Below are 23,066 nucleotides of genomic sequence, written 5' to 3'. Positions count from 1 at the left end.
GCAGATGAGCGTCACAGTCGAAGCCATCGAGAAGCGTGACGGCCGCCGCGAGCGGGCCGTCGCCAGCCGAGCGCGCATCCTCGAGGCGATGGTCGACCTGATCCAGGCCGGCGAGGTTCAGCCCTCGGCCGAGGCCGTGGCGATCCGCGCCGGGGTCGGGGTGCGCACCGTCTTTCGGCTGTTCAACGACGTCGAGGGCCTGCATCGCGGCTTGCAGCACGTCATGGACGAGCGCCTGGCCCCAATCTACGACGAGCCGATCCGAGGGACCCTGGCCGAGCGCCTCGACCAGCTGGTCGCGCGCCGCGCTGTGGTGTTCGAAAAGCTCGCCCGGCCCAAGGCCTTCGCCGACGCCAACCGCTCGCGTTCGCCCAGCCTGACCGCTGGCCACCAGGCCTTCGTCGCGCGGCAGCGCGAACTGCTGTTGCGCCATCTGGACGGCGTCGCGCCGGTCGACGGCGACTTACTGGAAGCGCTCGACCTGGCGCTCAGCTTCGATGTCTGGCGCCGCCTGCGCGAAGACCAAGGCCTGTCGGTCACAGATGCGCAGCGGGTTGTCGCGGCCATGGCCCGCGCCGTTCTCACGACGATGGCGGGCTAACCGTCGGTCAGGCTGCGGATGTCAGGCCAGCGATAGCTGACCTCGTGGGTGACGCCGCCGGGACCGGGTTCGCGCCGCGGCGCGTCGGCCAGGCCGCCGAGGTGCTCATAGAACTGCCGCGCTGGAATGTTGTCGCGCAGCACCGACAGCATCAGGCTGGTCGCCCCGTTGGCGGCGAACACGCGGGCCAGGCCGGTCACCAGCTGGCGGCCGAGGCCGTGGCCCTGGGCCGCTTTCAATACGTAGAGCGTCATGATCTCGGCCTCGCCGGGTCGCTGCGCGCGGGAGGGCCCGCCCGAGGCGTAGCCGACCAGCCGAGAGCGGTCGGCTGCAGCCAGCGTCGCCTCGCGCTCGCCCGGCCGCAGCAGCCCGGCCCGGAAGCGCCGGGCGTAGACCGGGATCGACATGCGGGTCAGGTAGGTGTCCGGCAGCAGCCCCTGGTACGTCTCGCGCCAGGCGGTGATGTGCACGCGCGCCAAGTCCTCGGCGTCGTCCGGTCCGGCGGGAAAGATCACGTGCGGCAAGTGCGGCTCCTCACTTAGCCACAGCTTGGAAGTCGCAGGCGGCGGTTCAAGGGCGTTCACGCGCCTGTCAGGGGTGACGGATCGCGCGGACCTCATTAGCTTCCGCGGATCCATGAACGCCCCGACCTCCGCCATCCCCGATCCGTCCGGCGCCACGCCGGTCATGGCCCAGTTTTTCGAGGCCAAGTCCCGCCAGCCCGATGCGCTGGTGTTCTTTCGCATGGGCGACTTCTACGAGCTGTTCTTCGAGGACGCCGAGAAGGCCGCCGCGGCGCTGAGCATCACCCTGACTGCACGCGGCAACCACGGCGGGGCGCCGATCCCGATGTGCGGCGTGCCGGTGCACGCGGCCGAGGCCTATCTCGCCAAGCTGGTCCGCGCCGGTTTCAAGGTCGCCCTTTGCGAACAGACCGAGGACCCGGCCGAGGCCAAGAAGCGCGGCTCCAAGTCCATTGTCCGCCGCGACGTCGTGCGCGTGGTCACTCCTGGCACCCTGACTGAGGACGGCCTGCTCGACGCCCGCGGGGCCAATCGCTTGGCCGCCGTCGCGGTGCGGGCCGGGGCGGCCGCTGTCGCCAGCGTCGAGCTCTCCACCGGTGAGGTGGAGTGCATGGCGCTGTCGCGTGACAGCCTGGCCTCGGCGCTGGCGGCGCTCGGCCCGTCCGAGACCCTGGTCCCGGACCGGCTGTTCGCCGACGAGACCCTGACGGCGACCTTCAAGTCGGCCGGCGGACTGATCCAGCCGATGCCCTCGGCGCTCTCCGAACCTTCGGCCGCCGAGGCGCGGCTCAAGCGGCTTTACGGGGTCGAGACCCTTGACGGCTTTGGCGAGCTGACCGGCGCCGAGATCTCGGCGCTCGGCCTGATCGCCGCCCATCTGGAGACCACGCAGGCCGGCAAGCTGCCGGCGCTGACCGCGCCGCGGCGGGCGGGCGAGGCCGACGTCATGGCCATCGATCCGGCCACCCGTTCCAGCCTGGAGATCGAGAAGTCGACGTCGGGCTCGCGCGACGGCTCGCTGCTGGGGGCCATCGACCGCACCATCACCGCGCCCGGCGCGCGGCTGCTGGCCTCGCGGCTGGCCCGGCCGCTGCTCGATCCGGCCGCTATCGACGCGCGCCTCGACGCCATCGAGTGGTTCTGCGAGCGCCGCCCGCTGCGCGCCAAGCTGCGCGAGCAGCTGCGCGGCATGGGCGACATGGCCCGCGCGCTGTCGCGGCTGGCGCTCGGCCGCGGCGGGCCGCGTGACCTCGGCTCTTTGAAGGCTGGCCTGGCGGGAGGCGAGGCGATCTTCGGCATGTTCGCCGCGCCCGAGCCGCTGGATCCGGCCCCGGCCGAGATCGCCGGCGCCCTGGCCGCGCTGCACCCGACCGCCGATCTCGACCTCGCCGAGTTCCGCCGCATGCTGGCCGACGGTCTTGGTGACGATCTGCCGGCGCAGGCCCGCGACGGCGGTTTCGTGGCCGCTGGGGTCCGGGCCGAGCTCGACCAGGCCCGCGCCCTGCGCGACGACAGCCGCAAGGTCATCCTGCAGCTCGAGGCGCGGCTGGCCGCCGAGAGCGGCGTGGCGCTGAAGATCCGCCACAACGCCGTGCTCGGCTATTTCGTCGAGGCCACCGCCAAGGCGGCCGAGCCGCTGATGAGCGCGCCGCTCAACACCACCTTCATCCATCGCCAGACCCTGGCCAACCAGGTCCGCTTCACCACCGTCGAGCTCGCCGAGCTGGACGCTCGCATCGCCCAGGCGGCCGAGCGCGCCCTGGCCATGGAGGTCGCCACCTTCGAGGCCTGGCGCGAGGCGGCGATCCGCATCGCCAAGGCGATCCAGGCGGCGGCCGAAGGTGCGGCGCGGCTCGACGTCGCCGCGGGCTTGGCCGAATGGGCCGACGATGTCGGCGCCGCCCGACCTGTGGTCGATCGCTCGACGGTGTTCGAGGCCCAGGCCGCGCGCCATCCGGTGGTCGAGTCCGCCGTCAAGCGGGCCGGAGACCCCTACACCCCCAACGATTGCGTGCTCGACGGGGCCGGCGCGGCGGCGGCGCGGCTCTCGATCGTCACCGGCCCGAACATGGCCGGTAAATCGACCTTCCTGCGCCAGAACGCCCTGCTGGCGGTGCTCGCCCAGGCCGGCTGCTATGTGCCGGCCAAGGCCCTGCGCATCGGCGTCGTCGACCGGCTGTTCAGCCGCGTCGGGGCCGGCGACGACCTGGCCCGCGGCCGCTCGACCTTCATGGCCGAGATGGTCGAGACCGCCGCCATCCTCACCCAGGCGACGCCGCGCTCGCTGGTGATCCTCGACGAGATCGGCCGCGGCACCGCCACCTATGACGGCCTGGCCATCGCCTGGGCCTGCGCCGAGGCGCTGCACGAGACCAACCGCTGCCGCGGGCTGTTCGCCACCCACTACCACGAGCTCGCCGTGCTCGAGGACCGCCTGGCCCACGTCTCCAACCTGTCGCTGAAGGCCAAGGAGTGGAACGGCGACCTGATCTTCCTGCATGAGGCCGGACCCGGCCCGGCCGACCGCTCCTATGGCGTCCAGGTGGCCAAGCTGGCTGGCGTGCCGCCGGCGGTGGTGATCCGCGCCCGTGAAGTCCTCGACCGGCTGGAACGCGAGGCTGGCGCGCCGGCGCACCTGGAGGACCTGCCGCTGTTCGCCGCCCATGCGGCCGAGCCGGAGGCCCCGGCCTTCGGTCCCAGCGAGGTGGAGGCGCAGCTCAAGACCCTCGACCTTGACGGCATGAGCCCGCGTGAGGCGATGGCGGCGCTCTATCGCCTGAAGGAACTGATGCAGTGAAGGCGCTGATGGTCGATGTGGACGGGGTGATCGTCGTCCATCCCGACCCTGGCGGCTGGGCCGTCCATCTGGAGCGGGACCTCGGCCTCTCGAAGGCGCGCCTGCAGGAGGCGTTCTTCGCCCCGCACTTCGACGACGTGGTGCATGGCCGCGCCGCCCTGCGCGAGCGGTTGGCCCCGGTGCTGGCCGAGATCGCGCCGCACCTCAGCTGCGACGAGCTCTGCGCCTACTGGTTTCGGGAAGACGGCTACCTCGACCACGATCTGCTGGAGCAGTTGGCCGCCGTCCGCGCCGAGGGCTACGCGCTGCATCTGGCGACCGTGCAGGAGCACGAACGGGCCGCCTATCTCTGGAACGAGATGGGGCTGAAGGACCGCTTCGACGCCATCCACTACGCCGCCGATCTCGGCCACGCCAAACCGGCCGATGGGTTCTATGCGGCGATCGAGGCGCGCACCGGCTACGCTCCGGGCGACCTCTTCTTCATCGACGACAGGATCGCCAACGTGCAGGCGGCCCAGGCGCGCGGTTGGAAGGCGGCGCTCTGGACCGGCCACGAGCGGCTCGCCGATCTGATGGCGCGGGCCTAGGCGGCGCGGCGCGCGGCCGCCGAGGCGCCGGTGGCCAGGCGGAAGCGCCCGACCAGCTGCGACAGGGTCTGGGCTTCGCGCGCCAGGTCGGCGGCGGCGTTGGCGGTCTCCAGCACCATGCCGGCGTTCTGCTGGGTCACCCGGTCCATCTCGTTGACGGCGCTGTTGACCTGGCCGAGCCCGACCGCCTGCTCCTGGGCCGAGCTTGAGATGTCGGCGACCAGGCCGTGAACCTCGCTCACCCGGCCGACGATGCGGCCCAGGGCCTCGCCGGTCTCGCCGACCAGGTTGACGCCCTGGCTGACCTGTTCGCTGGACGCGCTGATCAGAGACTTGATCTCCTTGGCCGCGTCGGCCGAGCGCTGGGCCAGGGCCCGCACTTCCGAGGCGACGACCGCAAAGCCCTTGCCGGCCTCGCCAGCGCGGGCCGCCTCGACGCCGGCGTTGAGGGCCAGCAGGTTGGTCTGGAAGGCGATCTCGTCGATCACGCCGATGATCTGGCTGATCTGCTTGGAAGAGTCCTCGATCTGGCCCATGGCCGAGATCGCGGCCTCGACGACCGGGGCGCTGGTCTCGGCTTCCTTGCGGGCGTCGGCGACGGCGCCGGAGGTCTGGCGCGCGGTCTCGGCGGCGCGCTGGACGGTGACGGTGATCTCTTCGACCGCGGCGGCGGTCTCCTCCAGGCTGGCGGCCTGGTTCTCGGTGCGCCGGGCCAGGTCATCGCCCGAGCTCTTCATCTGGCCAACCGTGGCGGTCACCGCCGACACCGAGTCGACCACGGCGGCGATCGCGCCGTGCAGCTCGCCGACCGCGCCGTTGAAGTCGTCGCGCAGCTGGGCGTAGTCGCCGCTCAGCGGGGTCTCGATGCGGCTGGTCAGGTCGCCGCGGGCCAGCCCCGACAGCGCCGCGGCCAGGCTGCGGACCACGGTCGCCTGCTCGGCGGCGGAGCGGGCCTTCTCGGCCTCGGCCTTGGCGCGGTCGGCCTCGGCGGCCTCGAAATAGACGTCCAGCACCAGGCTCATGTCGAGCATGGCGCCCTTGATCAGCGCCGACAGGGTGTCGGCCAGTTCGGCGTTCTTGGCCTTGGCGCCGAAGCCCTTGGCGCCCTTTTCGGCCACCACGGCGCGCACCAGCTGTTCCAGCACCAGGGCGTAGCCGCCGATGTACCAGCGCGGCTCCAGGCCGATCCTGGCGTGCACCGCGCCGATGGTCTGGACCGACTTGGCGTAGTCGGTGGTGAACTCGCCCGAGGCGATGCCCTGCCAATGGCGCAGCTGGGCGTTCTGGGCCTTGGTGATGTGGCCGTCGTCGCGGAAGTGCACCTTGGTCTCGGGCGTCGCGCGAACCTGGGCGTAGAAGTGGTCGAGCGCGCCGGGCAGCTTCTCGGAGATCAGCGGTTGGGCCGCCCGCAGCGTCTTGCGGGTCTGCGGCGTCACCTGCATGAACTCCAGGCGCCCGTCCAGGCTGCTACCCGTCATAATTCACTCCACCATAACCCGCTGCCCGCAGTCCTTGGGTGGCCGTGGTTAAGGATGGGTAAGCAGTTCTCCAATCTGCCGAAGACTTGGCGGACAAAGACTACAAACCGAAGCTTGGGGCGCGATTCAATCTGCGGTCGGGGCGATTTTCGGGCGCCGCCGGTATTCTCGGCGCTGCAGACGAGGTTCGGTTTGGCCCTGGTCGCGGCGCCGCCCAGAGGAGAGGATGCCGCAGCTTCCGGAAGTGATTATATCCATCCCATGCCGCCTCGCCTTCGACCCACCCGCCTGGAATATGTCGTCGACGGCGTGCGCCTGCGCGCCCAGCTGTCGGCCGCCGCCCTCGACGCCGCCGGCGACGAACAGGAGCAGCGTCGCCGGGCGCTGGAAATCCTCAAGCAGGCCCTGTTCCGCGGCCGGATGATCGCCAAGGAGCGGCTGGAGAACGGCGCCGGCGGCATCGAGACCGCGAGGCTGCTGTCGGGGGTCACCGACGAGGTGGTCACCGCGCTCTACGACTTCACCACCGTGCACGTGTTCCGGGCCCGCAACCCGACCGAGGGCGAACGCCTGGCGCTGATGGCGGTCGGCGGCTACGGCCGCGGCACGCTCGCCCCGTTCTCCGACCTCGATCTGCTGTTCCTGCGACCCTACAAGCAGACCGCCCACACCGAGAGCGTGATTGAATACATGCTCTACGCGCTCTGGGACCTCGGCTTCAAAGTCGGCCACGCCTCGCGGACGGTCGAGGAATGCCTGAAGCTTAGCCGCGAGGACTACACGATCCGCACCTCGATCCTGGAGGCGCGCCAGCTCAGCGGCGACACCGCCCTGGCCGAGGAGCTGTTCCAGCGGTTCCGGGCCGAAGTGGTCAAGGGCACGGCCGCCCAGTTCGTCGCCGCCAAGCTCAAGGAGCGCGACATCCGCCAGGAGCGGGCCGGCGCCAGCCGCTATCTGGTCGAGCCGAACGTCAAGGAGGGCAAGGGCGGCCTGCGCGACCTCAACACCCTGTTCTGGATCGCCCAGTACCTGCACCCGGTCAGCCACGTCGACGGCTTCGTCCAGCTGGACATGTTCGACCGCAAGGAGGTCGCGGCCTTCATCAAGGCGTTCGACTTCCTCTGGGCGGTGCGCAGCCACCTGCATTTCGCCACCGGCCGCCCGGAAGAACGGCTGACCTTCGACCTGCAGCCCGAGATCGCCCGCCGGATGGGCTATGGCGACCGCGGCGACGCCCCGGCGGTCGAGCGGTTCATGCGCCGCTACTTCCTGATCGCCAAGGAGGTCGGCGCCCTGACCCGGGTGTTCGCCGCCAAGCTCGAGGCCGAGCAGATCAAGCAGCAGCCCAAGGGGCTGTCACGGCTGATCCCCGGACGCGGCAAGGCCAAGCGCAAGAAGCTCGACCCCGGCTTCCATGAGGAGGGCGGGCGCCTGAACGTCGACGGGCCGCAGATATTCGAGCGCGATCCCGTCAACCTGCTGCGCCTGTTCCGGCTCGCCGACCAGCTTGACCTCGACCTGCACCCTGACGCCTTCACCGCCGCCAGTCGCTGCGCCAGCATCATCGGCTCCAAGGTCCGTCGCGACCCCGCCGCGGCCAAGGTGTTCCTCGACATCCTGGCCCATGGCCGCGATCCGCAGCGGGCGCTGTCGATGATGAACGATGCCGACGTGCTCGGCCGGTTCATTCCCGAATGGGGCCGCATCGTCGCTCAGATGCAGTTCAACATGTACCACTCGTACACGGTGGACGAGCACACCCTGCGGGCCGTCGGCGTGATCGCCGACATCGCCAACGGCCGCTTCGCCGAGGATCACCCGCTCTCGACCGCGGTCATGCCGCTGATCGACGATCGCGAGGCGCTGTTCCTGGCCATGCTGTTGCACGACACCGGCAAGGGCGGGGCAGGGGGCCAGGAAAAGGCCGGCGCCCGCGCGGCTCGCTCGGCCTGCGAACGCCTCGGCTTGGACCGCAAGCGCATCGAAATGGTCGCCTGGCTGGTCGAGCATCACCTGGTGATGAGCGACTACGCGCAGAAACGCGACGTCTCCGATCCGCGCACCGTCGCCGACTTCGCCCGCATCGTGGAGACGCCCGAGCGGTTGCGCTTGCTGCTGGTGCTGACCGTCGCCGACATCCGCGCCGTCGGGCCGGGCGTTTGGAACGGCTGGAAGGGCCAGCTGATGCGCGAGCTCTACGGCGCCACCGAGGCGGTGTTCCGCGGCGGCCGCGGCTCGGACGCCGCCGCCGCCATCCGCCGCTATCACGAGAACGCCGCCTATGACGCACGGGTGCGGCTGATCGCGGCTGACGCCGCCGCCACCGACTGGGTGCAGTCGATGGAAGACGCCTATTTCACCTCGTTTTCCGACGCCGAAATTCTGGTTCACGCCGGGCTGGCCCGTCGCGCGGCGGGGTCTGGGGCGGCGGCCGAGGGTCACATCCGCAGCGGCCTCAACGCCTCCGAGGTGGTCATCGCCGCGCCTGACCGCTCGCGCCTGTTCGTCGATCTGGCGGCCGCGGTGACCGCGGCTGGGGCCAACATCGTCGGCGCGCGGGTGTTCACCTCTCGCCAGGGCCAGGCGCTCGACGTGTTCTACGTGCAGGACGCCACCGGCGCGGCCTATGGCGCCGACAATCCGCGCATGCTGTCGAAGCTGGCCGAGGCGCTGGAGGCCGCAGGCCGCGGCGAACCGACCAAGGGCGAACCGCGCCGGGTCTCCGACTTCGGCCGCGCCGCCGCCTTCACGATCACCCCGACGGTGATGCTGGACAACGAGGCCTCCGAGGTCTCAACCGTGGTCGAAGCCTCCGGCCGCGACCGGCCCGGCCTGCTGGTGGCGCTGGCGCGCAACCTCGCCGACGCGGGGCTGTCGATCCTCTCGGCCCACATCGACGGTTACGGCGAGCGGGCGGTCGACGCCTTCTATGTGATCGAACGCGACGGCGGAAAGCTGACCGATCCCAAGCGGATGGCGGCCTTGAAATCCCATCTGATGGGGGTGCTGGAAGAGGTCGAGGCCGCCGCCCCCAAATCGCGCACCAACCTGCAGAAGGCGCGCGCTAGCGTCGCGCGCTGACGGGGCGGCTTGACCGGTGCGGCCGCATAAGCGCACACCAACGCCCGTGACCGCAGCCGCCACTCCTGCCGCCAAGAGCGGATTGATCCGTTCTTCCCTGCTGCTGTCGGGCCTGACCCTGATCAGCAGGTTCATGGGCTTGGCCCGCGATCTGGTGCTGACCGCACGACTGGGCGCCAGCGCGACCATCGCGGCTGACGCCTACTATACCGCGCTGGCCTTCCCGAACCTGTTCCGGCGGATCTTCGCCGAGGGTGCGTTCTCCTCGGCCTTCATCCCGTCCTACACCAAGACCCTGACCGGCGAGGGCCAGGCCGAGGCCGACCGCATCGCCTCGGACGCCCTGGCGACTCTGGCGGCGGCGACCATCGCCATCACCCTGATCGCCCAGCTGGCGATGCCGTGGCTGATGTACGTGATCAATCCGGGCTACGCCTCGGATCCGGCCAAGTTCAAGTTGGCCATCGTGCTGACCCAGATCAGCATGCCCTACCTGCCGTGCATGGCGATCGGGGCGCTGCTGTCGGGCGTGCTCAACGCCCACCGCCGCTTCATCATCACCGGCATCTTCCCGACGATCCTGAACCTGGTGATGCTGATCGCGGTGATCCCGCAGGATGATCCGATCCTGGCCGCCTACGCCGCCTCCATCGCCATTCCGATCGCCGGCGTCTTCCAGGCCGCCCTGCTCTGGTGGGGCGCGCGCAAGTGCGGCGCCCACATCCGCCTGCGCTGGCCGAGCCTGACGCCCGAGATCAAGGCGTTGATCGCGCTCGCGGTCCCGGGCGCCATCGCCGCCAGCGCCGTGCAGATCAACATCTTCATCTCCGGCATCCTGGCTTCCCAGGTGGCCGGCGGCCGGGCCTGGACCGAAGTCGCCGCCCGGCTCTACCAGTTGCCGCTCGGCTTGATCGGGGTGGCGGTCAGCGTCGCCCTGCTGCCGCGGCTGTCCAGCGCCATCCAGGCCGGCGATCACGACGACGCCCAGGGCGCGACCGACCAGGCGGTGATCTTCTCGCTGGCGCTGACCGCGCCGGCGGCCGCGGCGCTGATCGCCATGCCGTTCTTCCTGATCGACGGCCTCTTCACCCGCGGCGTCTTCACCGTCGAGGACGCCCGCCAGACCGGCTGGATCCTGCTCAACTACGGCTGGGGCGTGCCGGCCTTCGTGCTCGCCCGCGTGCTGCAGCCGGCCTTCTTCGCGCGCTCGGACACCAAGGCGCCGATGCGCTTCGGCCTGATTTCGGTGGCGGTGAACATCGTGCTGGGCCTGGCGCTGTTCCAGGTGATCGGGGTCAAGGGCATCGCCGCGTCGACCAGCGCGGCGGCCTGGATCAACGTCGCCCAGATGGTGCTGCTGCTGGCCAAGCGCGGCGACTATTCGCCGACCAAGGCGGCCTGGAGCCGCATCGCTCGCATCGTCGCGGCCAGCACCGTGTTCGGCGCGCTGCTCGCCTTCGCCTCCCATGAGCGCGCTTGGCTGGAGGCGCCGCTGCGCGGCTTCCACTTCATCGGTCTGGGGGCCAAGGAGATCGCCGTGCTCGCGGTCGCCGCGGTCGGGGTCGCGGTCTACGGCCTGCTGCTGCTGGCCTTCCGCGGCATCACACCGAGCGAGATTCGGACCGCGCTGCGGCGGCGTCCTGGCGATGCGGCGGTCTCGGCCGACCTCTGACGGGCTTGCGATCTGCAGCTTCAGGCCTTATTCGCTCAAGCATGGCTTGCGGACAAAACACGTGGCGATGGCGTAGCGCCTGATCCCCGCCTTTCCCGGCGCGGTTCTGCGCGCCTGTCTGCCCTCTTCCCTTGGAAGCCGATCCCATGACTGACCAAGCCCCCCCCGCCTACAGCGGTCCCCAACGCGTGCTGTCCGGCGTCCAGCCGTCCGGCGCCCTGCACCTCGGCAACTATCTCGGCGCACTGGTGAAGTTCGCCCGCCTGCAGCACGAGGTGGAGACCTTCATCTTCGTGGCCGACATGCACGCGATCACCGTGTGGCAGGACCCGAAGCTGCTGGCCGGCCAGGTGCGCGAGATCACCGCCGCCTACCTCGCCTCGGGCCTGGACCCCAAGGTCGCGACGATCTTCCCGCAGTCGGCGGTGCCCGAGCACGCCGAGCTGGCCTGGATCTTCAACTGCGTCGCCCGCCTCGGCTGGCTCGACCGGATGACCCAGTTCAAGGAGAAGTCGGGCAAGCACAAGGAGCGCTCGAGCGTCGGCCTCTACACCTACCCGGTGCTCCAGGCCGCCGACATCCTGCTCTACAAGGCGACCCAGGTGCCGGTCGGCGACGACCAGCGCCAGCATCTCGAGCTGACCCGCGACGTGGCCGCGAAGTTCAACCACGACTTCGAGGTTCCGGGCTACTTCCCGCTGCCCGACGCTATGACCCAGGGGCCGGGCGCGCGGATCATGTCGCTGCGCGACGGGGCGGCGAAGATGAGCAAGTCCGACCCGTCGGACAACTCGCGGCTCAACCTGCTCGACGACGCCGACACCATCGCCCAGAAGGTCCGCAAGGCGAAGACCGACCCTGAACCGCTGCCGGAAACCCTGGACGAGCTGAAGGCCCGTCCGGAGGCTGAGAACCTGGTCGGCATCTACGCCGCCCTCGACGGCCGCACCTCGGCGCAGGTGCTGGCCGAGTTCACCGGTCAGGGCTTCGGCGCCTTCAAGCCCAAGCTCGCCGATCTCGCGGTGGCCAAGCTCGGGCCGGTCGGTGACGAGATGCGCCGCTTGATGGCCGACCCGGCCGAGATCGACCGCGTCCTGGCGGCGGGCGCCGAGCGCGCCCGCGCCGCCGCTGCGCCGACCCTGGCCGAGGTCCGCAAGATCGTCGGCTTCTGGGGCGCCTGATCCGCGCGGACTGAATCCCTAGGGCTGAAGGTGGCTTGCGCAGAACCCCTGTGCAGGCCACCGTCCGCGCCATGAGCCAACGCAAGTTCCTCGTCATCGCCGACGACAGCCCGGAGTTTCAGGCCGCCCTGCGCTTCGCCTGCCGGCGTGCGCGCTCGACCGGCGGTCACGTGGCGTTGCTGCGGGTCATCGAACCGGCGGTGTTCGAGCACTGGAGCGGCGTGCGCGAGGAGATCGAGCGCCAGGCCCGCGACGAGGCCGAAGCCGTGCTGCACAAGATGGCCGAGTTCGTCATCGCCGAAACCGGCATGCCGCCTGAGTTCATCATCATGCACGCCGAGAGCACCCGCCAGGCGCTGCGCAAGGTCATTTCCGATGACCCCGACATCAAGATCCTGGTGCTGGCCGCCTCGGTCGGCGGCCGCGGCCCCGGCCCGCTGGTCTCGTCGATCGCCAAGGATGGGGTGAAGTGGGGAACCCGCAAGCTGCCGGTGACGGTGGTGCCCGGCGACCTCACCGACGACGAGATCGCCGATCTGGCCTGACGGCCCGCGAAACTCCGCCACGCTTGCGATTCCGCGCCCAAAGCGCCACATCTGCCTCATGTTCATCCAGACCGAAGCCACCCCGAACCCCGAGGTTCTGAAGTTCCTCCCCGGCCGCGAGGTCCTCCCCGAGGGCTCGCGCGATTTCCGGGACCTGGACGAGGCCCAGGTCTCGCCGCTGGCGGCCGAGCTGTTCGACATCGAGGGCGTCACCCGGGTGTTCTTCGGGGCCGACTTCGTGACCGTCGGCAAGGACCCCGACCACGACTGGCCGCTGCTGAAGGCGCCGATCCTGGCGGCGATCATGGACCACTTCACTTCCGGCCGGCCGCTGTTCGTCGAGAGCGCCGCCGAGGCCGGCGGTCATGACGAGGCGGTCTACGAGGGCGAGACCGCCCAGGTGGTCGCCGAGATCAAGGACCTGCTCGACACCCGCATCCGCCCGGCCGTGGCCCAGGACGGCGGCGACATCCTGTTCAACCGCTTCGACGCCGACACCGGCGTCGTCTGGCTGCACATGCGCGGCGCCTGCTCGGGCTGCCCGTCCTCCTCGGCGACGCTGAAGGCCGGGGTCGAGAACATGCTCAAGCACTATGTGCCCGAGGTCACCCGGGTCGAACAGACGCTCTAGGGCGCACGTCGTGGGGGCGATCCGAACCTTGCTGCTGGCGCTGGCCGGCGCCGGCGCGCTGGCCGCGCCCGCCGCCGCCAGCGAAGACGACTGGCCGGTGCTGAAGGGCGCGCGGCTGGAGGGCCTGCGCCCGTGGGGCGCCTTCGCCGTCTACCGCGCTGACCGCAGCGTCACCGGCGTCTCGCTCTATCTGCGCGGCGCCGAGGCGCTCGCCCGCCGGGTCGAAACCCGCGAAGGCGTCGAGGCGACCGTCACCTGGGCCACGTCCAAGTCCTGCGCGCGGCTCACGCCGGTCCTGGCCGAGCTCGAGGCGCTGCCGGCCCCGCGCATCGAGGTGCCCGGCGTCGGCCGTCAGCCGCCGGCGCCCGCCGCATCGGCCAACGGCGACAGCTACCTGCTCTGGGCCGAGGACGCCCGCTTCGCCGCCGCGCCCTATCCGGTGCAGATCGAGGTGCGCGGCGAGGGCGGTTCGCCGATGGCGGCCTGGGTCGAGACGAGCCTGCGTCGCGTCGCCGCCTGCTGGAGCCCGGTCCAACCGTGATCATCCTGGCGCTCGACACCTGCCTGTTCGCCTGCTCGGCGGCAGTGGTCCGCGACGGCGCGGTGCTGGCCGCTCGCGTCGAGCCGATGAGCCGCGGCCATCAGGAGCGCCTGGCCCCGCTGGTCGCCGAGGTCATGGGCGAGGCTGGCGTCGGCTTCGACCAGTTGGACCGGATCGGCGTCACCGTCGGCCCCGGCTCGTTCACCGGCCTGCGCGTCGGCCTGGCCTTCGCCAAGGGGCTGTCGGCTGCGCTCGCGATCCCGGCGGTCGGCGTCGGCTCGCTCGAAGCCCTGGCCCAGCCGCACAAGGGGCGCGTCTTCGCCGTGCTCGACGCCAAGCGCGGCCAGGTCTACCTGCAGGCCTTCGCCGACGGCGCGGCGGTCAGCGCCCCCGACGCCCTGCCGATCGAGACCGCCGCGGCCCGGGTCGCCGAGCTCGCCCCCGACGTCCTGGTCGGGACTGGCGCGGCTTTGCTGGCGGAGATGCGGCCCTCGGCCCAGGTCGTCGCCGCCGACCACGCCGACCCGGCCGCGATCGCCGCGCTCGCGGCGGCCCGCGCCCCGATCCCGCCGCGCCCGCTCTATCTGCGCGCCCCCGACGCCAAGCTGCCGGGCGGCAAGAGCCTTCCCGAATGAAGCTGCGCGGCGCCTGGGGACACGAGGCGCAGGCCCTGGCGCAGATCCACGCCGCCGCCTTCGACCACGGCTGGTCAGCCGGCGAGATCGCCCAACTGCTCGATGGTCCCGGCGGTTTCGCCCTGCTGGTCGAGCAGCAGGACCCGCAGGCCTTCATCCTCTGCCGCGCCATCGCCGGCGAGGCCGAGATCCTGACCCTGGCCGTGGCGCCGCCCGCCCGCCGCCGCGGTCTGGCCCGCGCCCTGGTCGAGGCCGCCGCCGGCGCCGCGCGCATGGCCGGGGCCGACGTCATGTTCCTGGAGGTCGCGCACGACAACCTGCCGGCCCTGGCCCTCTATGAAGCGGCAGGGTTTCAACGGGCCGGATTGCGTCGCGGCTACTACGATCGCGGGGCCGCTGGAACCGCCGACGCGGTTGTTATGCGTCTCGACCTTGGCCGCGCGGCCTAGTCGCCCTATCCTTGGGGTGAGTTGAATTACGAGGAGACCGTCGTGGATCGCATCGAAAGCCTCTGCGTCGAGAAGGGCATGCGCATGACCGAGCAGCGTCGCGTGATCGCGCGCGTGCTGTCGGCCGCCCATGACCACCCCGATGTGGAAGAGCTGTACCGTCGCGCCCACGAGGTCGACCCCCACATCTCGATCGCCACGGTCTACCGCACCGTGCGCCTGTTCGAGGAAGCCGGGATCATCGCCCGGCACGACTTCCGCGACGGCCGCTCGCGCTACGAAGAGGCGACCGAGGTCCACCACGACCACCTCATCGACATGAAGAGCGGCAAGGTCATCGAGTTCGTCGACGAGGAGATCGAGGCCCTGCAGGAAGCGATCGCCCGCAAGCTTGGCTACAAGCTGGTCGATCACCGGCTCGAACTCTATGGCGTGCCGATCGAGGAGTAGGGTGCGGCCCTCGCGGCTGCGGCGTCGGGTGGAAAACTTGCGTGGGGGCGCTCGCAACCCCATAACCCCGGCATGACCGGTTCTGCGCCCACCAAGCGCCTCTACATCAAGACCTACGGCTGTCAGATGAATGTCTATGACAGCGAGCGGATGGCCGACGTGCTGGCCCCGCTCGGCTATGGCATGACGTCGACGCCGGAGGACGCCGATCTCGTCGTCCTCAACACCTGCCACATCCGCGAGAAGGCCACCGAGAAGGTCTATTCCGAGCTCGGCCAGATCAAGCTGATGAAGCAGGCGAGGGCCGAGGCCGGCGCGAAGATGACCATCGCCGTGGCGGGCTGCGTCGCCCAGGCCGAGGGCGAGCAGATCATGCTGCGCCAACCGGCCGTCGACCTGGTGGTCGGGCCGCAGGCCTATCATCAGCTGCCCGAACTGATCGCCCGCGCCCATCGCGCCCGCGGCGAGCGCCTGGCCGCCGACTTCGCCGCCGACGAAAAGTTCGACGCCCTGCCGGTCGAGCGCAATCCCGAGGGGGTGACCGCCTTCCTGACCGTGCAGGAAGGCTGCGACAAGTTCTGCACCTTCTGCGTCGTGCCCTATACCCGCGGCGGCGAGTGGTCGCGCCCGGTCGACACGATCCTGGCCGAGGCCCGCGACCTGGCCGCCAAGGGCGTGCGTGAGGTCACCCTGCTCGGCCAGAACGTCAACGCCTATGCCGGCGACGGCGGCCTGGCCGGCCTCGCGCGCCAGCTGGCGAAGATCGAGGGCCTCGACCGCATCCGCTACACCACCAGCCACCCGGCCGACATGGACGATGCGCTGATCGAAGCGCACGCCGAGCTGCCGCAACTGATGCCGTATCTGCATCTGCCGGTGCAGGCCGGCTCGGACAAGATCCTCAAGGCGATGAACCGCGCGCACACCGCCGACAGCTATCTGCGGCTGGTCGAGAAGATCCGCGCTGCGCGGCCGGACATCGCCATGTCCGGCGACTTCATCGTCGGCTTCCCGGGTGAACGCGACGCCGATTTCGAGGCGACCCTGCAGCTGGTGCGCGAGGTGGGTTACGCCGCCTCGTTCACCTTCAAGTATTCGCGCCGGCCCGGCACCCCCGCCGCCGCCTTGCCGGGTCAGGTCGACGAGGCGGTCAAGGACGAGCGCCTGGCGCGCCTCAACGCTCTGATCGACGAGCAGCAGCGCGCCTTCAACGCCGCCCAGGTCGGCAAGGTGCTGCCGGTGCTGTTCGAGAAGCCCGGCCGGCATCCGGGGCAGCTCTCTGGCCGCAGCCCGTACCTGCAGGCCGTCCACGTCGAAGGCCCTGAGCGGCTGATCGGCCAGATCGTCCCCGTGCGCATCGAGGTCGCTCATAAGATGAGCCTCGCCGGCGTGCTCGAGATGGAGACCGCGTGAGCCGCCCCGAGTACATCCCGCTTTCGGACGACGCGGCTCGCGCGGTGGCCGGCGCCGCCAGCCGCCACGCGGCGCTGATCGAGGACGCCTTCAATGTGCTGATCGAAACGCCCGGCGGCGGCGTGTCGATCAATGGCGACGCCAAGTCGCGCGCCGGCGCCAAGCAGGTGGTCGCGGCCCTGGCCGCCCAGGCCGACTCCGGCCAGGAGGTGACCGAGGCTGACGTCCGGGTCGCGATCGGGAACGCCCGCTCCGGAACCGGCAAGTCGCCGGCCGGCGGCCTGCCCAGCGGTCGGCGCGGCCAGGTCGCGCCGCGCACCCCCGGCCAGGCCCGCTATCTGGACTCGCTCAACAAGTGCGAGCTGGTCTTCGGCCTTGGCCCGGCCGGCACTGGCAAGACCTTCCTGGCCGTCGCCCACGGCGCTGGCCTGCTGCTGCGCGGAGAGGTCGACCGCCTGATCGTCAGCCGCCCGGCGGTGGAGGCCGGCGAGCGGCTCGGCTTCCTGCCCGGCGACATGAACGAAAAGGTCGACCCCTACATGGCCCCGGTCTGGGAGGCGCTGACCGACATCATCGGCGCCGAGCAGCTGCGCCGTCGGCGCGAGAAGGGCGAGATCGAGGTCGCGCCGATCGCCTTCCTCCGGGGTCGTACGCTCAGCCACGCCTTCATCATCATCGACGAGGCGCAGAACACCACCCGGCTGCAGATGAAGATGGTCCTGACCCGGATCGGCGAGGGCTCGCGCATGGCGGTCACCGGCGACCCGAGCCAAATCGACCTGGTCAACGCCGCCGACTCCGGCTTGGCCCACGCGGTCGGCCTGCTCGAGGGCGTGCAAGGCGTCGGGGTCAATCGGTTCACGGTCGAGGACGTGGTGCGCCATCCTATGGTCGAGCGCATCGTGCGGGCCTACGACGCCGACGCGGCCAAGAGCGGACGCGCGATTTGATCGACATCGAGATCGAGGACGAAGCCTGGGTCGCTGCGGCTCCGCAGGCGCAGGATCTCGTGCAGGCCGCTGCGGCCGCCGCCCTGCGGCAGGCCGAGTTCGACGGCGACGCGGTCACCATCCTGCTGACCGACGACGAAAGCGTGCGTGACCTCAACGCCCGTTTCCGCGGCAAGGACTATGCGACCAACGTCCTGTCCTTTCCGGCGCCGGAGAATCCGGAGGGGCACCTGGGCGACATCGCCCTGGCGTTCGGCGTCTGCGCCCGCGAGGCGAGCGAGCAGGGCAAGCCGCTCGCGCACCACCTCCAGCATCTGGTGGCGCATGGCGTGCTGCATCTTTTAGGATACGATCACGAGACCGACGCCGAGGCCGAACACATGGAAGGCCTTGAGCGCGTCATCCTGGCCGGGCTTGGGGTTCCAGACCCCTACGCGGCTGAGCAGGGAGACCATGGCTAACTCTTCGGATGGGATATCCAGTCCGCCCGAACCCCCCAGTCGAAGCCGGGGGATTCGGGCGTTCTTTCGTAAACTTCGCGCCGGCCGAGCCGAGCCGCCGCCGCTGGGGCCGTCCTCGGCGTCCAATGGCCTCGTAGAGCAGGCGGCCGCCTTCCAGACCCTGCGGGTCTCCGACGTGATGACGCCGCGCGTCGACATCGTCGCGGTCGAGCTTTCCACACCCTTCGCCGAGGTCGTCGAGCTGTTCGCCGAGTCCGAGCACAGCCGCATGCCGATCTATCGCGAGACGCTGGACGATCCGGTGGGGGTCATCCACGTCAAGGACATCTTCAAGCTGCTGGCCGGGCGCGGCCGCCGGCCCGGCCCGTCCGACCTGGTGCTCCAGAAGCTGCGCCGCGATGCGCTCTACGTGCCCGGCTCGATGCGCGCGGCCGACCTGCTGCTGCGCATGCAGGCCGAACGCACCCACATGGCCATGGTCATCGACGAATTCGGCGGCACCGACGGACTGGTGACCATGGAAGACCTGGTCGAGGCGGTGGTCGGCGAGATCGACGACGAGCACGACGAGGCGGCGGTCGCGTCCATCACGCCGCGCGCCGGCGGGATCTACGAGGTCGACGCCCGCGCGCCGCTGGAGAAGCTGGAGGCCGCCCTGGGCGAGCACTTGGCGCCCGGCGAACTCGATGAGGAGATCGACACCGTCGGCGGGCTGGTCTCGGCCCTTGCCGGGCGGGTGCCGCAGCGCGGCGAGGTCATCTCCCACCCCGCAGGCTTCGAAATCCAGGTGCTCGATTCCGACGCTCGGCGTGTAAAGCGGGTGCGGTTCGCGCCGGTGACGGCGCCGTCCGGCGAAGAGGTCTGATCTGAAAACGCCTTCTCCCTGGCTCGCTCGGCTGTTGGCGCTGAGCGCTGGCGTCGCCGCCGGGCTGGCCCATCCGCCGTTCGGTCTGCTGCCGGGTCTGCTCGGCTACGCCGTGATGATGCGAATGGCGGAGACGACCGGCCCGCGGCCGCGGCGCTCGGCCTTCTTTCGGGGCTGGCTGGCGGGGGTCGGTTACTTCGCGGTCGGGGTCTGGTGGATCACCGAGGCGTTTTTGGTCGACGCCGCCGCCCATGGCTGGATGGCCCCGTTCGCGCTGCTGCTGATGGCCGGCGGCCTGGCCCTGTTCTGGGGTCTGGCGGCGCTGCTCTACCGGCTCGCCGATGTCCGCGGTCCTGCCCGCGTGCTGGTGTTCGCCGGGGCCTTGGCCCTGCTCGAGTGGGTCCGCTCGCACATCTTCACCGGCTTTCCCTGGAACCTCCCGGGCGAGAGCTGGACCGCAGGCGGCGCGATCTCGCAGTTCGCCTCGGTGGTCGGCCCCTACGGCCTCAGCTGGCTGACCGTGGCGCTGGCGGCCAGCTTCGCCCTGGTGCTGGACGCCGCCTCGCCGCGCCGCCGCTTCGCCGGCCCGGCGCTGGCGATCCTTCTGCTGGCCGGGATGTTCGTCTTCGGAACCGTGCGTCTTTCCGGGGCGCCGCCGGCCCGCGCGGACGCGCCGTTGGTGCGCATCGTCCAGGCCGACATCGACCAGAAGGACAAGTGGAAGCCGGAAAACCTCGACTCCATCGTCGACGCCTATGTGGAGCTGTCGCGCGGCAAGCCGGGCGACCCGGTCCCGCAGATCATCGTCTGGCCCGAGGGCGCGCTGCCGGCGGTGATCGACGACCTGCTGGCCCCCGGCAGTCCGTACCTCGGCCGCTTCGGCCAGGCCGTCGCGCCGGGCCAGACTTTGCTGCTCGGCGCCAATCGGGTGCAGTTCGACGCCCAGGGCCAGGCCGACTACTTCAACAGCCTGGTGGCGCTGCGCGGCCTGCCGGACGGCCTGAAGGTCACCGGCGTCTACGACAAGCACCGGCTGGTGCCGTTCGGCGAGTTTCTTCCCTACGGCGACCTGGCGACCCGGCTTGGCATCCGCAGCCTGGTGCACATGCCCGAGGATTTCACCGCCGGTCCGCCGCCCAAGCCGATCTCGCCGCAGGGCCTGCCGCCGCTGCAGCCGCTGATCTGCTACGAGGCGCTGTTCCCGCGCTTCGCCGAGGCCGCAGCCGCCCGCGCCGGGGTGCGGCCGCAATGGCTGCTGAACGTCTCCAACGACGCCTGGTTCGGCGCGACCAGCGGCCCGTGGCAGCACCTCAACATCGCCAGCTATCGTGCGATCGAGAGCGGCTTGCCGATCATCCGGGCCACCCCGACCGGCGTCTCGGCGGTCATCGACGCCCAGGGCCGGATCGTCCCAGGAGCTGAGTTGGGACTAGGAAAATCCGGCGTAATCGACGCTCGGTTGCCCGCTCCACGGGCTCGAACAATCTACAGTTTCATCAGCGAAGCAGGCTTCGCCATGATGTTGCTCCTTTCGCTGGCCATGGTCGGAATTCGACAGTTAGATCGGCGAGTAGAGCGGAATTGACGAATTGGTCAGGTTTTTGACGCGTCAGTCGAGGCTCGTTTAGGGTGAGCCCATGTCCAAGGACCTCGACAGCGTTCCAAATCCGATCGACGTGCATGTCGGCCTGCGTATCCGTCTTCGCCGCAAGGAGTTGGGGGTCAGCCAAGAGCGACTCGCCGAGGCGATTGGCCTGACCTTCCAGCAGGTTCAGAAGTACGAGCGGGCGGCCAATCGCGTCTCGGCGTCCAAGCTCTATGAGATGGCCCGCGCGCTGGAGACCTCGACCGCGTACTTCTTCGAGGGCTTGGCTGACACCGCAACGATCGGCGCCGACGGCTCGCCCGGCGGCCAGGCTCACCTGCAGGCTTTCCTGCTCACGCCCGAGGGCGTCGAGCTGGCTAGCGCCTTCCCGCGCATCACCCCGTCACGCGTGCGTCGCCGCATTCTCGACCTCGTTCGCGCGATGGTCGAAGAAGACCCCTCGATCCTCGACGACTGAATCGTGTGAGCCGCGACCAGCTATCGCGTGACGATTGACGCCGCTTGCGGGATATAAAGATTTCCTTATAGGTTCCCGCGACGTCCAAATGGGGCCGCCCTGCGCCGCGGCCTGCCCGATTACCGGAGCTACCTCTTGAGCCGTTCCTCCTACATCTTCACCAGCGAAAGCGTGTCCGAAGGCCATCCGGACAAAGTCGCCGACCGCATCTCCGATACGGTGGTCGACGCCTTCCTGTCGGTGGAGCCCGAGGCCCGGGTGGCCTGCGAGACCCTGGTCACCACCAATCGCATCGTCCTCGCCGGCGAAGTCCGCGCCGGCAAGCCGGGCGCTTCGAAGGCCGAGAACAAGGCCATGACCAAGGAAATCCTTGCTGGCCTGGAGCCCAAGGTCCGCGCCGCGGTCAAGGACATCGGCTACGCGCAGAAGGGCTTCCACTGGGAAAAGGCCAAGTTCGCCAACTTCCTGCACCCGCAGTCGGCCGACATCGCCGTCGGCGTCGACTCGACCGAGAAGAAGGAAGAGGGCGCGGGCGACCAGGGCATCATGTTCGGCTACGCCTGCGACGAGACGCCGTCGCTGATGCCGGCCACCCTGCAGTTCTCGCACGACATCCTGCACAAGCTCGCCGAGGTCCGTCACTCGGGCGAGGCCGACTTCCTTGAGCCGGACGCCAAGAGCCAGGTCACGCTGCTCTATCAGGACGGCCGTCCGGTCGAGATCCTGAAGATCGTCGTCTCGACCCAGCACAAGAAGAAGATCGGCGACCAGACCGTCAATTCCAAGCGGCTGGCCGCGGCCATCAAGCCGTACGTCGAGAGCGTCATTCCTGCCGGCCTGATCACCAAGAAGACCAAGTGGCACGTCAACCCGACCGGCCGCTTCCTGATCGGCGGCCCGGACGGTGACGCCGGCGTCACCGGCCGCAAGATCATCGTCGACACCTACGGCGGCGCGGCCCCGCACGGCGGCGGCGCGTTCTCCGGCAAGGACCCGACCAAGGTCGACCGTTCGGCCGCCTACGCCTGCCGCTATCTGGCCAAGAACGTTGTGGCCGCCGGCCTGGCGCGCAAGTGCACCATCCAGATCAGCTACGCGATCGGCGTCTCCGACCCGCTCAGCTTCTATGTCGACCTGCACGGCACCGGTCAGGTCGATCCGGCCAAGCTCGAACTGGCCCTGCCGCAGATGATCGGCGGCGCTACGCCGCGCGCCATCCGCGAGCACCTCGGCCTCAACCGTCCGATCTACGCCCGTACCGCCGCCTACGGCCACTTCGGCCGCCAGCCGGATAACGAGGGCGGCTTCTCCTGGGAAAAGACCGATCTGGCCGACCAGCTGAAGGGCCTGGCCTGATCCACATCAGGTTTGGAACATCTGAAGGCCGTCGCGCACTCGCGCGGCGGCCTTCGTCGTTGTAGAGCGCGCGCATGGAAGACAACCAACACCCGCTGATGCGGTCCTACGGTCGGATCAAGTCGCGACCCATCAAGCCGCGCCAGGCCGCTCTGGTCGAGGAACTGCTGCCGCAGCTGCGGCCGCCGGAAGGCCCGTTCGACCCCCGGACCCTGATGGACGGGACGCGAGAGGCGTGGCTGGAGATCGGCTTTGGCGGCGGCGAGCACATGGCCAGCCAGGCCGCCCGCGCGCCCGACGTGCTGATCGTCGGCTGCGAGCCGTTCCTGAACGGCGTCGCCAGCGCCGTGCGGCACGTGGCTGAACAAGAATTGAAGAATGTCCGGATCCACGACGGCGACGCCCGCGAACTGGCCGCGCGGCTGCCGGGCGCCAGCTTGGATCGGGTGTTCATCCTGTTTCCGGATCCCTGGCCGAAGGCGCGGCACCACAAGCGCCGGATCGTGCAGAGCGAAATGGTCGCCGACCTGGCCCGCGTGCTGAAGCCGGGCGGGCGGCTGCGCTTCGCGACGGACGTGGCGGGCTATGCCGACTGGGCGCTGGAGCGGTTCCTGGCCTCTCCGGACTTCGAGTGGCCGGCGCAAAAGGCCGACGACTGGCGCATCGCGCCTGCCGACCACATCACCACGCGCTATGAGGAAAAGCGCCTGGGCGACTGCGAGCCGGTCTTCTTCGACTTCATCAGAAGGTAGTTGGAAGGTCGCCGTCGAAACCTGCCGACGG

The 23,066-nt window shown here is 70.1% G+C and carries 22 protein-coding genes; 20 read left to right on the top strand and 2 right to left on the bottom strand.

The annotated features are described in order from the left end of the window. Positions 1–4 precede the first annotated feature (4 nt). Complete coding sequence (locus C0481_RS13905; protein WP_293404740.1) at positions 5–601, top strand: TetR/AcrR family transcriptional regulator; 597 nt, start codon at positions 5–7, stop codon at positions 599–601. Here C0481_RS13905 and C0481_RS13900 read toward each other — a convergent pair. Further along, on the bottom strand, positions 598–1,116 hold the full coding sequence (locus C0481_RS13900; protein ID WP_293404786.1) for a GNAT family N-acetyltransferase: 519 nt from the start codon (positions 1,114–1,116) through the stop codon (positions 598–600). The two genes, C0481_RS13905 and C0481_RS13900, sit on opposite strands and share 4 nt — an antisense overlap. Before the next feature lie 121 nt (positions 1,117–1,237). On the opposite strand from C0481_RS13900, the gene mutS reads away from it, so the two are divergent. After that, positions 1,238–3,922 (top strand): DNA mismatch repair protein MutS, encoded by a 2,685-nt coding sequence (gene mutS / locus C0481_RS13895; RefSeq protein WP_293404738.1) that lies wholly within the window; start codon positions 1,238–1,240, stop codon positions 3,920–3,922. Continuing rightward, positions 3,919–4,512 carry an HAD-IA family hydrolase gene (locus tag C0481_RS13890; protein ID WP_293404736.1) on the top strand — a complete coding sequence of 198 codons (594 nt, stop codon included), beginning with the start codon at positions 3,919–3,921 and terminating at the stop codon, positions 4,510–4,512. Before mutS ends, C0481_RS13890 begins: the two co-directional genes overlap by 4 nt. Here the strand turns inward: C0481_RS13890 and C0481_RS13885 are convergent. After that, positions 4,509–5,990, bottom strand: a complete 1,482-nt coding sequence (locus C0481_RS13885; RefSeq protein WP_293404734.1) for a globin-coupled sensor protein — start codon at positions 5,988–5,990, stop codon at positions 4,509–4,511. The genes C0481_RS13890 and C0481_RS13885 overlap by 4 nt on opposite strands. Before the next feature lie 261 nt (positions 5,991–6,251). Here C0481_RS13885 and C0481_RS13880 point away from each other — a divergent pair, with 261 nt between their 5' ends. From C0481_RS13880 to trmB, 17 genes are all read left to right on the top strand, one after another. Beyond that, positions 6,252–9,071 (top strand): [protein-PII] uridylyltransferase, encoded by a 2,820-nt coding sequence (locus C0481_RS13880; protein WP_293404732.1) that lies wholly within the window; start codon positions 6,252–6,254, stop codon positions 9,069–9,071. A gap of 82 nt (positions 9,072–9,153) precedes the next feature. Further along, complete coding sequence (gene murJ, locus C0481_RS13875; protein WP_293404730.1) at positions 9,154–10,743, top strand: murein biosynthesis integral membrane protein MurJ; 1,590 nt, start codon at positions 9,154–9,156, stop codon at positions 10,741–10,743. A gap of 146 nt (positions 10,744–10,889) precedes the next feature. Continuing rightward, positions 10,890–11,924 carry a tryptophan--tRNA ligase gene (gene trpS, locus C0481_RS13870; RefSeq protein ID WP_293404728.1) on the top strand — a complete coding sequence of 345 codons (1,035 nt, stop codon included), beginning with the start codon at positions 10,890–10,892 and terminating at the stop codon, positions 11,922–11,924. A gap of 35 nt (positions 11,925–11,959) precedes the next feature. Next, a complete protein-coding gene (locus tag C0481_RS13865; RefSeq protein WP_293404726.1) occupies positions 11,960–12,469 on the top strand; it encodes a universal stress protein in 510 nt (169 codons plus the stop codon). Between the two features lie 58 nt (positions 12,470–12,527). Further along, positions 12,528–13,100, top strand: coding sequence for a NifU family protein (locus C0481_RS13860; protein WP_293404724.1), 573 nt, complete (start codon positions 12,528–12,530; stop codon positions 13,098–13,100). A 10-nt stretch (positions 13,101–13,110) separates the two neighbouring features. Next, positions 13,111–13,641 (top strand): hypothetical protein, encoded by a 531-nt coding sequence (locus C0481_RS13855; RefSeq protein ID WP_293404722.1) that lies wholly within the window; start codon positions 13,111–13,113, stop codon positions 13,639–13,641. Then, positions 13,641–14,276, top strand: a complete 636-nt coding sequence (gene tsaB, locus C0481_RS13850; protein WP_293404784.1) for a tRNA (adenosine(37)-N6)-threonylcarbamoyltransferase complex dimerization subunit type 1 TsaB — start codon at positions 13,641–13,643, stop codon at positions 14,274–14,276. The genes C0481_RS13855 and tsaB overlap by 1 nt, the downstream gene beginning before the upstream one ends. After that, entirely contained in the window at positions 14,273–14,725 is a 453-nt protein-coding gene (locus C0481_RS13845; RefSeq protein ID WP_293404720.1) for a GNAT family N-acetyltransferase, read from the top strand. Before tsaB ends, C0481_RS13845 begins: the two co-directional genes overlap by 4 nt. 42 nt (positions 14,726–14,767) lie before the next feature. Further along, the gene (locus C0481_RS13840; RefSeq protein WP_293404718.1) at positions 14,768–15,175 is read left to right on the top strand and encodes a Fur family transcriptional regulator; all 408 of its coding nucleotides are present in this window, start codon (positions 14,768–14,770) and stop codon (positions 15,173–15,175) included. 72 nt (positions 15,176–15,247) lie between these two features. After that, positions 15,248–16,588: a tRNA (N6-isopentenyl adenosine(37)-C2)-methylthiotransferase MiaB gene (gene miaB / locus C0481_RS13835; RefSeq protein ID WP_293404716.1), complete on the top strand. Its 1,341-nt coding sequence runs from the start codon at positions 15,248–15,250 to the stop codon at positions 16,586–16,588. Further along, a complete protein-coding gene (locus C0481_RS13830) occupies positions 16,585–17,538 on the top strand; it encodes a PhoH family protein (protein ID WP_293404714.1) in 954 nt (317 codons plus the stop codon). The genes miaB and C0481_RS13830 overlap by 4 nt, the downstream gene beginning before the upstream one ends. After that, positions 17,535–17,999, top strand: a complete 465-nt coding sequence (gene ybeY, locus C0481_RS13825; protein ID WP_293404712.1) for an rRNA maturation RNase YbeY — start codon at positions 17,535–17,537, stop codon at positions 17,997–17,999. The genes C0481_RS13830 and ybeY overlap by 4 nt, the downstream gene beginning before the upstream one ends. Continuing rightward, positions 17,992–18,864, top strand: a complete 873-nt coding sequence (locus C0481_RS13820; protein WP_293404710.1) for a hemolysin family protein — start codon at positions 17,992–17,994, stop codon at positions 18,862–18,864. Before ybeY ends, C0481_RS13820 begins: the two co-directional genes overlap by 8 nt. Before the next feature lie 34 nt (positions 18,865–18,898). Next, on the top strand, positions 18,899–20,449 hold the full coding sequence (lnt, locus tag C0481_RS13815; protein ID WP_293404707.1) for an apolipoprotein N-acyltransferase: 1,551 nt from the start codon (positions 18,899–18,901) through the stop codon (positions 20,447–20,449). A gap of 52 nt (positions 20,450–20,501) precedes the next feature. Then, positions 20,502–20,927, top strand: a complete 426-nt coding sequence (locus C0481_RS13810) for a helix-turn-helix domain-containing protein (protein ID WP_293404705.1) — start codon at positions 20,502–20,504, stop codon at positions 20,925–20,927. Positions 20,928–21,062: 135 nt separating this feature from the next. Continuing rightward, positions 21,063–22,283, top strand: coding sequence for a methionine adenosyltransferase (gene metK / locus C0481_RS13805; protein ID WP_293404703.1), 1,221 nt, complete (start codon positions 21,063–21,065; stop codon positions 22,281–22,283). A 74-nt stretch (positions 22,284–22,357) separates the two neighbouring features. Next, complete coding sequence (gene trmB / locus C0481_RS13800; protein WP_293404701.1) at positions 22,358–23,035, top strand: tRNA (guanosine(46)-N7)-methyltransferase TrmB; 678 nt, start codon at positions 22,358–22,360, stop codon at positions 23,033–23,035. Positions 23,036–23,066: the final 31 nt, after the last annotated feature.

The sequence above is a fragment of the Phenylobacterium sp. genome (genome assembly GCF_013822795.1).
Taxonomy (GTDB): Bacteria; Pseudomonadota; Alphaproteobacteria; order Caulobacterales; family Caulobacteraceae; genus Phenylobacterium.
This window is presented reverse-complemented; position numbering and strand designations above follow the sequence as displayed.